The 12,086-nt window shown below is 67.7% G+C and carries 11 protein-coding genes and 7 pseudogenes; 8 read left to right on the top strand and 10 right to left on the bottom strand.

Features of this window, described 5'->3' with window-relative positions:
- Nucleotides 1-62: 62 nt before the first annotated feature.
- On the bottom strand, nt 63-251 hold the full coding sequence (locus AAFL97_RS00905; protein WP_341643331.1) for a hypothetical protein: 189 nt from the start codon (nt 249-251) through the stop codon (nt 63-65).
- A gap of 192 nt (nt 252-443) precedes the next feature.
- On the opposite strand from AAFL97_RS00905, the gene AAFL97_RS00900 reads away from it, so the two are divergent.
- From AAFL97_RS00900 to AAFL97_RS00875, 6 genes and pseudogenes are all read left to right on the top strand, one after another.
- Nucleotides 444-893 carry a DoxX family protein gene (locus AAFL97_RS00900; protein WP_341643330.1) on the top strand — a complete coding sequence of 150 codons (450 nt, stop codon included), beginning with the start codon at nt 444-446 and terminating at the stop codon, nt 891-893.
- Between the two features lie 362 nt (nt 894-1,255).
- Nucleotides 1,256-1,960, top strand: a complete 705-nt coding sequence (locus tag AAFL97_RS00895) for an orotate phosphoribosyltransferase (RefSeq protein WP_341643353.1) — start codon at nt 1,256-1,258, stop codon at nt 1,958-1,960.
- Nucleotides 1,951-2,322: pseudogene (locus AAFL97_RS24495) on the top strand (PfkB family carbohydrate kinase); the annotation flags it as partial. The gene AAFL97_RS00895 and the pseudogene AAFL97_RS24495, both read left to right, overlap by 10 nt.
- A gap of 86 nt (nt 2,323-2,408) precedes the next feature.
- Nucleotides 2,409-2,883, top strand: a pseudogene (locus AAFL97_RS24490) (PfkB family carbohydrate kinase).
- A gap of 56 nt (nt 2,884-2,939) precedes the next feature.
- Entirely contained in the window at nt 2,940-3,089 is a 150-nt protein-coding gene (locus AAFL97_RS00880; protein WP_341643328.1) for a hypothetical protein, read from the top strand.
- Nucleotides 3,071-3,856, top strand: a pseudogene (locus AAFL97_RS00875) (glycosyltransferase family 4 protein); the annotation flags it as partial. The gene AAFL97_RS00880 and the pseudogene AAFL97_RS00875, both read left to right, overlap by 19 nt.
- Nucleotides 3,857-3,912: 56 nt before the next feature.
- Here the strand turns inward: AAFL97_RS00875 and AAFL97_RS24485 are convergent.
- The 5 genes and pseudogenes from AAFL97_RS24485 to AAFL97_RS24465 all read right to left on the bottom strand — a co-directional run.
- A complete protein-coding gene (locus AAFL97_RS24485) occupies nt 3,913-4,149 on the bottom strand; it encodes a hypothetical protein (RefSeq protein ID WP_445954454.1) in 237 nt (78 codons plus the stop codon).
- Nucleotides 4,150-4,255: 106 nt separating this feature from the next.
- A pseudogene (locus tag AAFL97_RS24480) lies at nt 4,256-4,360 on the bottom strand (hypothetical protein); the annotation flags it as partial.
- Between the two features lie 82 nt (nt 4,361-4,442).
- Nucleotides 4,443-4,514 (bottom strand): annotated as a pseudogene (locus AAFL97_RS24475) (hypothetical protein); the annotation flags it as partial.
- Nucleotides 4,486-4,812: pseudogene (locus AAFL97_RS24470) on the bottom strand (hypothetical protein); the annotation flags it as partial. The pseudogenes AAFL97_RS24470 and AAFL97_RS24475, both read right to left, overlap by 29 nt.
- 64 nt (nt 4,813-4,876) lie before the next feature.
- A pseudogene (locus AAFL97_RS24465) lies at nt 4,877-5,410 on the bottom strand (glucose-6-phosphate isomerase); the annotation flags it as partial.
- Here AAFL97_RS24465 and AAFL97_RS00865 point away from each other — a divergent pair.
- On the top strand, nt 5,391-5,657 hold the full coding sequence (locus AAFL97_RS00865; protein ID WP_341643325.1) for a hypothetical protein: 267 nt from the start codon (nt 5,391-5,393) through the stop codon (nt 5,655-5,657). The pseudogene AAFL97_RS24465 and the gene AAFL97_RS00865 overlap by 20 nt on opposite strands.
- A gap of 7 nt (nt 5,658-5,664) precedes the next feature.
- On the opposite strand, the gene AAFL97_RS24460 is transcribed toward AAFL97_RS00865, so the two are convergent.
- The 3 genes from AAFL97_RS24460 to AAFL97_RS00855 all read right to left on the bottom strand — a co-directional run bounded on the left by AAFL97_RS24460 (nt 5,665) and on the right by AAFL97_RS00855 (nt 9,104).
- Nucleotides 5,665-6,030, bottom strand: a complete 366-nt coding sequence (locus AAFL97_RS24460; RefSeq protein ID WP_445954448.1) for an AMP-binding enzyme — start codon at nt 6,028-6,030, stop codon at nt 5,665-5,667.
- Entirely contained in the window at nt 6,027-7,442 is a 1,416-nt protein-coding gene (locus AAFL97_RS00860) for an AMP-binding protein (protein ID WP_445954447.1), read from the bottom strand. The genes AAFL97_RS24460 and AAFL97_RS00860 overlap by 4 nt, the downstream gene beginning before the upstream one ends.
- Before the next feature lie 141 nt (nt 7,443-7,583).
- Nucleotides 7,584-9,104 (bottom strand): (R)-mandelonitrile lyase, encoded by a 1,521-nt coding sequence (locus tag AAFL97_RS00855; protein ID WP_341643324.1) that lies wholly within the window; start codon nt 9,102-9,104, stop codon nt 7,584-7,586.
- Nucleotides 9,105-9,338: 234 nt separating this feature from the next.
- Here AAFL97_RS00855 and AAFL97_RS00850 point away from each other — a divergent pair, with 234 nt between their 5' ends.
- Nucleotides 9,339-9,755 (top strand): MerR family transcriptional regulator, encoded by a 417-nt coding sequence (locus AAFL97_RS00850; protein ID WP_341643323.1) that lies wholly within the window; start codon nt 9,339-9,341, stop codon nt 9,753-9,755.
- A gap of 5 nt (nt 9,756-9,760) precedes the next feature.
- Here AAFL97_RS00850 and AAFL97_RS00845 read toward each other — a convergent pair whose 3' ends face one another.
- Nucleotides 9,761-11,995: a heavy metal translocating P-type ATPase gene (locus AAFL97_RS00845; RefSeq protein ID WP_341643322.1), complete on the bottom strand. Its 2,235-nt coding sequence runs from the start codon at nt 11,993-11,995 to the stop codon at nt 9,761-9,763.
- Nucleotides 11,996-12,086 lie beyond the last annotated feature (91 nt).

Genomic DNA, 12,086 nt, shown 5'->3' with positions numbered 1-12,086 from the left:
TACAAGGGGAAATCTTCGCCCACCGGCGGAGCGCATGCAACAGAAAGAACGGCCGGCGCCGCCTACCGGCAGAGACGCACGCGGCGCATCACCGCGCGCCCGTCCCTGTCGGCGTTGCGGATTTCCTTCGTCACGCAGGTCCGGCCGAGGATGGAGGACCGTTCCTCGCCGTAGCGCAGGCCCGCATGGCCGCTGACGGTGAAGGCGAGGGAGGCGGCGGCAAGGGCGAGGGCGAGGCAATAGTGGCGCATGACGGCTCCGGGGTGGCAACGGCGGGAAGTCCACGCCCTTGTCGCATGCGCCGCCGCCCCGGATTGTTCCGCCGGGAACAGGCGGATCGTTCACAAAAACAGAACGAAGTGTCTCCATCCATTACGGATGGATTGACGGTGAAAAGCTGCTATCTCCCGCGCACCGAAAACACCAGAGCCCCAGGAGCCCCCATGCAACAACAGAACCTCGCCGTCCTCGCCGGCCGCATCCTTCTCTCGCTGATGTTCATAACCGCCGGCTATCCCAAGCTGATCGATCCGAGCGGCACGGCCGGCATGATCGCCGGGGCCGGCCTGCCGGCGGCGACCGCGCTCGCCTATCTCGCCGGCCTGTTCGAGCTGGTCGCCGGCCTCTTCGTCCTCGTCGGCTTCCAGACGAAGGTCACGTCGCTGCTGCTCGCCGCCTTCTGCGTCTTCACGGCGCTCGTCTTCCATGGCGGCCCGATCAACATCCCGGACTTCCCGGAAGGCGCCAACGGCCTGCTGACCATGTTCAACGGCCTGATGATGTGGAAGAACATCACCATCGCCGGCGGCTTCCTCGTGCTCGCGGCCTTCGGCGCCGGCGCTTGGTCGCTCGACGCCCGCCGCGGCAGCGCGCTGAAGAGCCTTGCGGCCTGAGCCTCCCACCCTTCGCCTGAGATCCTCCCCGGTATCCCCGGGGAGGAACCTCTCCTTCGTCATGCTCGGGCCTGTCCCGAGCATCTGCGAACCTCTCGATTTCATTGCATGTCGGCAGACCCTCGGCACAAGGCCGAGGGTGACGGCAGGTGCGGGCAGGCTTGCCGGAACCGCGACCCTCCCCGGCTGGCCGGGGAGGGTTTTCGCATTTTCGGGGTGCGGGAAACGCGCCCTCATCTGGAAAGGCTCGCCTCTTGCTGCTATGCGCTCCTGAACAGTCACGCGGGAGATGCCGATGTTTTCCAATTCCTTTCCGGACAGAAACGTGATGGCGGAGCTGATGGCCCGCATGCTCTGGGGAGATCGAGGCCGTCCATTTCCGTCCCGGGGAGCCCTACAAGCTCGCCTCCGGCATGGCGAGCCCGGTCTATATGGACTGCCGCAAGCTCCTTTCCTATCCGCGCATCCGCTCGGCGATCATGGATTTCGCCGCCGCGACGATCACGCGCGGCGCCGGCCTCGAGCGCTTCGACGCGATCGCCGGCGGCGAGACGGCCGGCATCCCCTTCGCGGCGCTCCTCGCCGACCGCCTCGCCCTGCCGATGATCTACGTGCGAAAGAAGCCGAAGGGCCATGGCCGCAACGCGCAGATCGAGGGCGTGATGCCGGAGGGGGCGCGCGTCCTCGTCATCGAGGACCTCGTCACCGTCGGCGGCTCCATGTTCACCTTCATCGACGCCATCCGCGCCGCCGGCGGCATCGTCGATCACGGCATGTCGCTCTTCTACTACGGCATCTTCAAGGAGGCCGAGGCGCGCGCTATGCGAATGGCGGCGTCAGGCTCCATCATGTCGCCACCTGGCGCGACGTGCTCGCCGTGGCGCGCCGGGACGGGCTCTTCGACGAGGCGACGCTCGCCTCGGTCGAATCCTTCTTCGACGCGCCGCTCGCCTGGTCGGCCGCCCATGGCGGCGTCTCGGCGCTGCCGACCGCGTGAAATGCGCTCTGGCGCTTTTCGCGGCAATCGTTTAAATCGATTGAAAGATCAAAGGGGGGAATGCTCATGATCCTGTGCTGTGGGGAAGCGCTCATCGACATGCTGCCGCGCACCTCGACGCTCGGCGAGGACGCCTATGCGCCCTATGCGGGCGGCGCCATTTTCAACACGGCGATCGCGCTCGGCCGCCTCGGGGTGCCCACCGGCTTCTTCACGGGCCTGTCCGACGACATGATGGGCGACATCCTGCGCGACACGCTGCGCAAGAGCGGTGTGGACTACAGCTATTGCGCGACGCTCTCGCGGCCGACGACGGTCGCCTTCGTCAAGCTCGTCGACGGCCATGCGACCTATGCCTTTTATGACGAGAACACGGCGGGCCGCATGATCACCGAGGCCGAATTGCCGGCCGTCGGCGACGAATGCGAGGCGCTGCATTTCGGGGCCATCAGCCTCATCCCGGAACCGTGCGGATCGACTTATGAAGCGCTTCTGGCGCGCGAGCATGGAAGCGCGTCATCTCGCTCGATCCGAACATCCGTCCGGATTTCATCCGGGACAAGGACGCGCATCTCGCCCGCATCCGCCGCATGGCCGCCATGGCCGACATCGTCAAGTTCTCCGACGAGGACCTCGCCTGGTTCGGGCTGGAGGGCGACGAGGAGACGCTGGCGCGCCACTGGCTGCATCACGGCGCCAGGCTCGTCGTGGTGACGCGCGGCGCGCGGCGCGGCGGGCTATACGGCAAACCAGAAGATCGAGGTGCCGAGCGAGCGCGTGACGGTCGTCGATACGGTCGGGGCCGGCGATACGTTCGATGCCGGCGTCCTCGCCTCGCTCAAGATGCAGAACCTTCTGACCAAGGAGCAGGTGGCGAAGCTCACCGGCGAGCAGATCGCCGCCGCGCTGGCGCTCGGCGCCAAGGCCGCCGCCGTCACCGTCTCGCGCGCCGGGGCCAATCCGCCCTTCGCGCACGAGATCGGCCTCGGTTGATCGCACCCGGCAAGCCGGCGTCATTGCCCTGTCACGCGGGCATGGTCCAAGGGGCCATGTCCGCTCTTTCTTTCTCCGATTCGGTCCATCCGCCAACCGTCCTCATCGTCACGGATGCCTGGCATCCGCAGCTCAACGGCGTCGTGCGCACGCTGGAGGAGCTGGCGCGGTCGATGGAGGGGAGGGCGTGCGCGTCCTGTTCCTGACGCCGGAGCGCTTCGCCACCGTCCCCTTGCCCTCCTATCCCGACATCCGCCTCGCCATCGCCACGACGCGGCGTGTCGCCGGCGAGATCGGGGCGCTCGCGCCCGACTATATCCATATCGCCACGGAAGGGCCGCTCGGCATGGCGGCGCGGCGCGCCTGCCTGCAGCAAGGCCTTGCCTTCACCACCGCCTATCACACCCGCTTTCCCGAGTTCATCGGCGCGCGCTTCCCGGTGCCGGAACGCCTCAGCTACTGGTGGCTGCGCCGCTTCCATAATGCCGGCAATGGCATGATGGTCGCCACCGCCTCGCTCGGCGCCGAGATGGCGACGCGCGGCTTCAGGCGCATCAAGCGCTGGTCGCGCGGCGTCGATACGCGGCTGTTCGATCCCGGCCGGCGGCAGGACCTCGGCCTGCCGCGCCCGGTCTTCCTCAATGTCGGGCGCGTGGCGGTGGAGAAGAACCTGCCGGCCTTCCTGTCGCTCGACCTGCCGGGCAGCAAGGTGGTGGTGGGCGACGGACCGGACCTGCCGATGCTGCGCAAGCGCTATCCGGACGTGCATTTCCTCGGCCGCAGGACCGGCGAGGACCTTGCCGCCGTCTATGCCTCGGCCGACGCCTTCGTCTTCCCGAGCCGCACCGATACGTTCGGCAACGTGATCCTGGAGGCGCTGGCGAGCGGTCTGCCGGTGGCGGCATTCCCGGTCACGGCCCCGCGCGACATTCTCTCGCCCGGCGGCGGCGCGCTCGCTGAAGACCTGCGCACGGCCGCACTCGCGGCGCTGGACATCCCGCGCGACCTGGCGCGTAAGCGGGCGCTGACCTATAGCTGGAGCGCCTGCGCGCACGAGTTCCTCGGCAATCTCACGCCCGCCACGGCTGCGCGCCCGTCGAGGCGCGCGCCGTCTGGAGCCCTATCGGGCGGCCCCGAGCAGGGCCGCGACGAGGCCGGCGGTGGAGGATCGTGGCCTTCCGCGCTCTGCTTGCCCTCGACGACCGGCAGCAGGCCCGTCGCCAGCTCCTTGCCGAGTTCCACGCCCCACTGGTCGAAGGAATTGATGTTGAACAGCGCGCCCTCGACGAAGACGCGGTGCTCGTAGAGCGCCGATCAGCCGGCCGAGCGCGAAGGGCGTCAGGCTCTCATAGACCATGGTGATGGACGGGCGGTTGCCCGGGAAGACGCGATGGGGTGCGATGCGGTCCGCCTTCGCCTCGTCCATGCCCTTGGAGGTGAGCTGCGCCTTGGCTTCCGCCAGCGTGCGGCCCTTCATCAGTGCCTCGGACTGGGCGAGGCGGTTGGAGATCAGGAGCTCGTGCTGGTGGCGCGCGCCTTCTCGTAGCCGTTGGCGGCGATCATGAATTCGGCCGGGATGATCGCCGTGCCTGATGGATGAGCTGGTAGAAGGCGTGCTGGCCGTTGGTGCCCGGCTCGCCCCAGACGACCGGACCGGTCTGCATCTCGACGGGCGTCAGAGTCCATGGTGACGGACTTGCCGTTCGATTCCATGTCGAGCTGCTGGAGATAGGCGGGGAAGCGGGTAAGGCGCTGGTCGTAGGGCAGGATGGCGCGCGAGCCGTAGCCGAGCACGTTGCGGTGATAATAGCCGATTAGGCCGAGCATCATCGGGATGTTCTCCCGCACCGGCGCCTCGCGGAAATGGGTGTCGATGGCATGGCCGCCGGCCAGGAAATCGGCGAAATCCTGCTTGCCGATGGCGATCACCAAGCGGCAGACCGATGGCCGACCAGATCGAATAACGCCCGCCGACCCAGTCCCAGAAGCCGAAGACGCGCTCGGCGTCGATGCCGAAGGCGGCGACCTTGTCGAGCGCGGTGGAGACGGCGCAGAAATGATGGCCGACGGCCGCCTCGCCGAGCGCGGCGACGATGAAGCGCCGCGCCGTCTCCGCATTGGTCATCGTCTCGATCGTCGTGAAGGTCTTGGAGGCGACGATGAAAAGCGTGGTCTCGGCGTCGAGCAGCTTCAGCGTGTCGGCGATATGCGCGCCGTCGATATTGGAGACGAAATGCAGGCGCGGGCCGTCATGATAGGGAGCGAGCGCCAGCGTCGCCATGACCGGCCCGAGGTCGGAGCCGCCGATGCCGATATTGACGACGTCGGTGATCTTCCTGCCGGTCGCGCCGGTAAGCGAACCGGAGCGGACGGCGTCGGAGAAGGCGCCCATCGCATCGAGCACGCCGTTGACGTCCGGCATGACGTCCTTGCCACCGGCGAGGACCGGCGTGTTGGAGCGGTTGCGCAGCGCCGTGTGCAGCACGGCGCGCTCCTCGGTGATGTTGATGATGTCGCCGGCGAACATGGCGTCGCGCTTCTTCTCGACGCCGGCCGCGCGCGCGCAGTGCCTCCAGCCCGTCGAGGACGGCGTCGTTGACCGCGCATTTCGAATAGTCGAACAGGAAGTCGCCGAGCGTCAGGCTGTAGCGAGAAAACCGCTTCGGATCGGCAGCGAAGGCCGCGCGGATATCGACGGCGTTGGTGTCCCGGACGGTGGATTTCAGCTTTTCGACGAGCGCGTTCATCGGCGTGTTCCCTGCGTTGGACGATGACGGCTAGCTAGTCGCTTTGCCGCCCCCAAATCAAGTCCGCAATAGGGCCTTCGCCGAAAAAATTAAATCCGGTTTGACCCTTCTCTTCCTGCCGCAATTCCTTGCGCAGGATCTTCCCGACATTCGACTTCGGCGGGCTTTCGCGGAACGTCACATATTTCGGCCGCTTGTAGTTCGTCAGGTTCGCCGCGCAATGCGCCTTGACCTCCGCCTCGGTGAGCGCGGCGTCCTTGCGCACGACGAAGAGCTTCACCGCCTCGCCGGAATGGCCGTCCGGCACGCCGATCGCGGCGCATTCGAGCACGCCGGCAAGCGCCATCACCACTTCCTCCACCTCGTTCGGGAAGACGTTGAAGCCGGAGACGAGGATCATGTCCTTCTTGCGGTCGACAATCTTGGTATAGCCCCTTCCGTCATGAAGCCGATGTCGCCGGAGCGGAAGAAGCCGTCGGCGGTCATGGCCGTTGCCGTCTCGTCCGGCCGCTGCCAGTAGCCGGCCATCACCTGCGGCCCGCGAATGCAGATCTCGCCGATCTCGCCCAAGGCCAGCCGTTTTCCGTCGTCGTCGCGGATGTCGATCTCGGTCGAGGGCAGCGGCAGGCCGATGGTGCCGGTGAAGTCGGACCGGTCGAAGCGGTTGGCGGTCGCCACGGGTGACGTTTCCGAAAGGCCGTAGCCCTCGGTGATGCTGCAGCCCGTCATCGCCCGCCAGCGCTCGGCCACTGGCCGCTGCACCGCCATGCCGCCGCCGAGCGTCAGCATGAGGCCGGAGAGATCGAGCCTGGCGAAGCCCGGATTGTTCATCAGCGCGTTGAACAGCGTGTTGAGGCCGGGGAAGATATGGATCCGGTGTTTCCCCAGTTCCTTGACGAAGGCGGGAATGTCGCGCGGATTGGGGATCAGGATGTTGTGGCCGCCGAGCGCGATGCCCATCAGCCCGTTCACCGTCAGCGCGAAGATATGGTAGAGCGGCAGGGCGCAGACGAAGACGAGCTGGTCCGGCCGCTTCCTGGTCTGGAAGGTCGGCTCGATCCACAGCCTGATCTGCTCCATGTTGGAGAGCAGGTTCGCCTGCGTCAGCGTCGCGCCCTTGGAGATGCCGGTGGTGCCGCCGGTATATTGCAGGAAGGCGACGTCGTGCGGGTCCTGGGCGACGGGCCGCAGGGCCGCGTTCGCCCCTTCCGCGAGCACCTGGCGGAAGGGGATATGCCCCGGCAACGACCAGGCCGGCACGAGCTTCTTCACCTTGCGCACGACGAAATTGACGAGCAGGCCCTTGAGGCCGAGCATGTCGCCCATGGTGGTGACGACCACGTCGCGCAGCGCGGTGCGCGCAGCGACCTTCGCGACCGTGCCGGCGAAGTTCTCCAGCACGAAGAGGGTCTTGGCGCCCGAGTCCTTCAACTGGTGCTCGAGCTCGCGCGGCGTATAGAGCGGATTGACGTTCACCACGACGAAGCCCGCGCGCAGGATGCCGAAGATCACGACCGGGTTCTGCAGGATGTTCGGCATCATCACCGCCACCCGGTCGCCCCTTTCCAGCCCGCGGCCCTGCAGCCAGGCCGCGACCTTGCGGCTCTCGGCCTCGAACTGCTTGAAGGTCAGGGTCCGGCCCATGCTGGTGAAGGCGGGGCGGGCGGCGAAGCGCGAGCAGCTCGCCTCGACGAACGCGCCGATGGAGGGATGGCTGAGCGGCGCGATCTCGGCGGCCATGCCCGCAGGATAGGAGGCGAGCCAGAAACGGTCCGCCGGCGGCGCGGCGGGATCGTGGACGGTTTCCGACATCGAGCACTCCTCCTCGTTATGCGCCGGCATTCCGGCAGCGGACGATCCTCCAGCCATACGCTGCGGACAGGATGATGTTTTTCCGACGCGGCATCAAGGACGGATTGCGGGATTACATTGACGTGAACGTAAATTTACTGCTCAGCCGCCATACTGCGCGTCGGTCACGTGCTCCAGCCAGTCGACGACCTTGCCGTCCTCGACTTCCTGGACCGCGATATGGGTCATCGCGACGTCGGGCGCCGCGCCGTGCCAGTGCTTCTCGCCCGGCGCGAACCAGACGACGTCGCCGGGCCTTATCTCCTCGACCGGCCCGTCCCAGCGCTGCACCCGGCCGAAGCCGGCGGTGACGACGAGCGTCTGGCCGAGCGGATGGGTGTGCCATGCGGTGCGCGCGCCGGGCTCGAAGGTGACGCTCGCGCCCTGCACGCGCTCGGGCGCCGAGGGATTGAACAGAGGATCGATCCTCACCGTGCCGGTGAACCAGTCGGACGGGCCCTTGCCGGAGGCCCGCGATCCCGCGCGAAAAATATCCATGTCGATTCCTTTCGTCATGCGATCCGGGAGATGTAGTCTCCCGCCGCCAAATGTCACGGTGCTTTCGCGGGCTATCAGAAGCCGAAGCGGGTGTAGGGATCGGCAAGCGCCGCCTCCGGGCGGCTCACCGGATATTTGGTGCCGGAAATCTTGGCCGCCATCCGGTCGGCGCCGTGCTGCTTCAGCAGGCTGCGGAAGCTCGGATGCATGCCGCCGTCGACATAGGCCGAGACCGGCGCGGAGCCGGAGCCCGTCAGCGCTTCGTCCACCTTCCTGCGCTCCGTCTCGATCTTCGCCGTCAGCCCGGCATCGAGCGGCGTCGAGGCGGGGCCAGGCGGCCAGCGGATCGGCGGGCTCGCCGTCGGCGAAGTCCCGGTTGAAGACGTAGCGGCTGCCGCAGACCGACACTTTCGGCTGGCGCTTCGTGAAGGCGAAGGCGTCGTAGCCCTCCTTCAGCGTCCGCCAGAACGGCATGCTGGGATCGCCCCGGTGGCGGGCCATGTTGGCCGCCGTCATGCGGAAGGGGTAGGCCTGCACCTGGAAACGTTCCTGCCCGCCTTCCAGCGCCTTCTGCACGATGGCGTAGATCTCGCCGACGCCCTGGTCGGTCATCGCGTAGCAGCCGGAGGAGGAACAGGCGCCGTGCACCATCAGCGCCTCGCCCGTATAGCCGAGGGCCGATTCCAGCCGGTTCGGATAGCCGAGATTGAAGGAGACGTAATATTGCGACTTCGGGTTCAGCATCCGCGCCGAGACGTGGTAGAAGCCCTCCGGCGCCTGGCGGTCGCCGGATTTCATCTTCGGCCCGAGCTTGCCCGACCAGCGGCACATCGGATAGGACTTGAACAGCGCGTAGCCGCCGCTGGCATCGACCTTCCAGACCTCGAGCTCGCTCTCCTGCTTGAAGATGCGGATCAGCACCGGGCTTTCCGGCTTCATCTTCTTGCCCGCCATTTCCGCCACGACCTTGCGCGACAGCTTGGGCGCCGGGGCCTGCTCGGCGAAATCCATGGCCATGCAGCCGGCCAGCAGCGCGCCGGCAAGCGCCGTCGCGACGAGCTTCGGAACGAGCGAGAAGGGACGGCGGGCATCCCGGCGGCGTTTGTCTTGTCTGGCTGCGATCATCTCTTCGGCTTCGGGCTTCGGACCTGACAGTCTGTTCTCATAAGGGCAGATTCGAGCGGATGGGTTAGAACTTCGTTAACTTCCATCCGCGCGACGGGCGGCCGCCCGGCGGGAGCTTGATTTGACGCGACGGCTTTCTCATTTGCGTTCAGCGGTATAGCCTGTCCCAGGCTCCCTTCTGGCGCGAGAAAATGTCGCGGCGAAGGCAAGGCCGGAATTCGAAAGGAAGAAGCGATGCTGACCATAGGCGACCTGTCCCGGTCCACGGGCGTCAAGGTCCCGACGATCCGCTACTACGAGCAGATGGGCCTGCTGTCCCCGGCGGAGCGCTCCGAGGGCAACCAGCGGCGCTATTCCGTCGCCGAGCGCGACCGGCTGTCCTTCATCCGGCATGCCCGCGACCTCGGGCTGACCATCGACGCGATCCGCGAGCTGATCGAGCTCAGCCAGCATCCCGAGCGGCCCTGCCGGGACGCCGACCGCATCGCGGCCGCCCAGCTTGAGACCGTGCGGGCGAAGATCGCGCGGCTGCGGAAGCTGGAAGCCGAGCTGGAGCGCATCACCAGCCATTGCCATTCCAACCAGATCCGCGATTGCTACGTCATCCGCGCGCTTGCCGATCACGGCCTCTGCGAGGCCGATCACGACTGACGGGATCAGCGGATCGGCCGCAGCAGCCGCAGCGCGTTGAGCGTCACCAGCACCGTCGCGCCGGTATCGGCGAGGATGGCCGGCCACAGGCCGGTGATGCCGGCAATCGTCGTCACGAGGAAGACACCCTTCAGGCCGAGCGCGATGACGATGTTTCCCGCGATGTTACGCATGGTCCGCTTCGACAGGTCCATCATCAGCGCCACGTCGCCGACGCGCCCGTGCAGGATCGCCGCATCCGCCGTCTCCAGCGCCACGTCCGTGCCCCCGCCCATGGCGATGCCGATATCCGCCGCGGCGAGCGCCGGCGCATCGTTGATGCCGTCGCCGATCTTGCCGACGACGAGGCCTTCCTTGCGCAATTCGCCGACGATGCGCTGCTTGTCTTCCGGCATGAGTTCGGCGCGGACCTCGATGCCGAGCCGCGCGCCGACCGCCTCGGCCGTGCGGCGGTTGTCGCCGGTCAGCATCAGCGTGCGCACGCCCGCGTCGGAAAGCGCCTTCAGCCCCGCAGCGGCGTCGGGGCGCGGTTCGTCGCGCATGGCGATGGCGCCGGCAAGGGCCCCGTCGACGACGAGAAGCGAGACCGTCTTGCCCTCGGCGTTCAGCGCCTCGACGCGTTCGCGCGTCTCGCCGGAATAGGCCGTGCGGCCGGCCGCCGCCTTGGGCGAGCCGAGGAAGACCTCCACGCCCTCGACCGTGCCGGCGACGCCCTTGCCGCCGAGCGCATGCGCGCCCGTGACCGGCGGGACGGCAATGCCATCGGCCGCCGCCCTGTCGAGAATGGCGAGCGCGAGCGGGTGGCTGGAGCCGGTCTCCAGCGCGGCGGCGAGGCGCAGCACCTCCTCCGCCGGCTTCGCCAGCGCGACGATGTCCGTCACCTTCGGCTTTCCCTCGGTCAGCGTGCCGGTCTTGTCGAAGGCGATGGCCGTCAGCTTGCCCATCCCCTCCAGCACGCCGCCGCCCTTCATCAGCAGGCCGCGCCGCGCGCCGGCCGAAAGCGCGGCCGCGATTGCCGCCGGGGTCGAGATCACGAGCGCGCAGGGGCAGCCGATGAGCAGCACCGCGAGGCCCTTATAGATCCATTCGCTCCAGCTTCCGCCGAAAAGCAGCGGAGGAAGGCAGGCGACCAGCGCGGCGACCGCCACCACGGCCGGTGTGTAGTAGCGCGAGAAGCGGTCGATGAAGCGTTCGGTGGGCGCCTTGGATTCCTGCGCCTCCTCCACCAGCCGGACCACCCGGGCGATCGTGTTGTCCGCCGCGGCGGCGGTGACGCGCACGCGCAAGGCTGCGTCGCCGTTGACGGTGCCGGCGAAGATGGTGTCCTCCGCGCGCTTGCGTACCGGCACGCTTTCGCCGGTGACGGGCGCCTCGTCCACGGCGCTCTCGCCCTCGACGACGATGCCGTCGGCCGGAATGCGGTCGCCCGGGCGCACGAGGATGACGGTGCCGACGGCAAGCGTTTCGGCCGGCACCTCGCGGGTCCTGCCGTCCTCCTCGACGAAAGCCTTCTTGGGCACGAGGGCGGCGAGCGAGGTGATGCTGGCGCGCGCCTTGCCGGCGGCGACGCCCTCCAGTAACTCCCCGACGAGGAAGAGGAAGACGACCGCCGCCGCCTCTTCCGCCGCGTTGATGATCACCGCGCCGACGGCGGCGATGGTCATCAGCATCTCGATGGAGAAGGGCGTGCCCGCCCGCGCAGCCATGAAGGCGCGCCGGGCGATGGGCACGAGGCCGATCAGCATGGCCACGGTGAAGGCATAGGGCGCGATGGCCGGCGCGAGCAGGCCTGCGGCATAGGCGAGAACGAGCGCCGCGCCGGTCAGAAGCATTGCCTGTCCCTTGCGGCTCGCCCACCACGGGCCGTCGGACGGCACGTGGTCATGGCCATGTAGTCCCTCGACGGCGGGCTTCGCCGCCGCCCCGTGCCCGTGGTCATGCGTATGATCGGGCGCATGGTCGTGCTCATGATCGTGACCGTGGTCGGCCCGGTGCCCATGATCCGCCGCCCCGGACGATGCCCCGCCGGGGCTGACGGCATAGCCGAGGCCGGCCACCTGCCGGCCGATGGCGTCGAGGTCGCTCGTTTCGTCGTGGCGCACCAGCATCGTGCCGGCCGTCACGGAGACGGAGACGTCGCTGACGCCCGGCATGCGCCGGACCGCCCTGTCGATCTTGCCGGCGCAGGAGGCGCAATCCATGCCCCCGACCCGAAACCGCGTTTGCCTTGCTTCCTTCATCGTCCGGTCCTCGAATTCATCTCGAGGTCACCCTACGACCTCTAGTAACTAGAGGTGCAAGGGCCGGAGCCGGAAATTTCTCCCCCTGTTG

The organism is Thauera sp. SDU_THAU2 (assembly GCF_038260575.1).
Lineage (GTDB): Bacteria > Pseudomonadota > Gammaproteobacteria > Burkholderiales > Rhodocyclaceae > Thauera.
The sequence above is the reverse complement of the archived record's forward strand: the minus strand, read 5'-3'. Positions and strand labels throughout refer to the sequence as shown.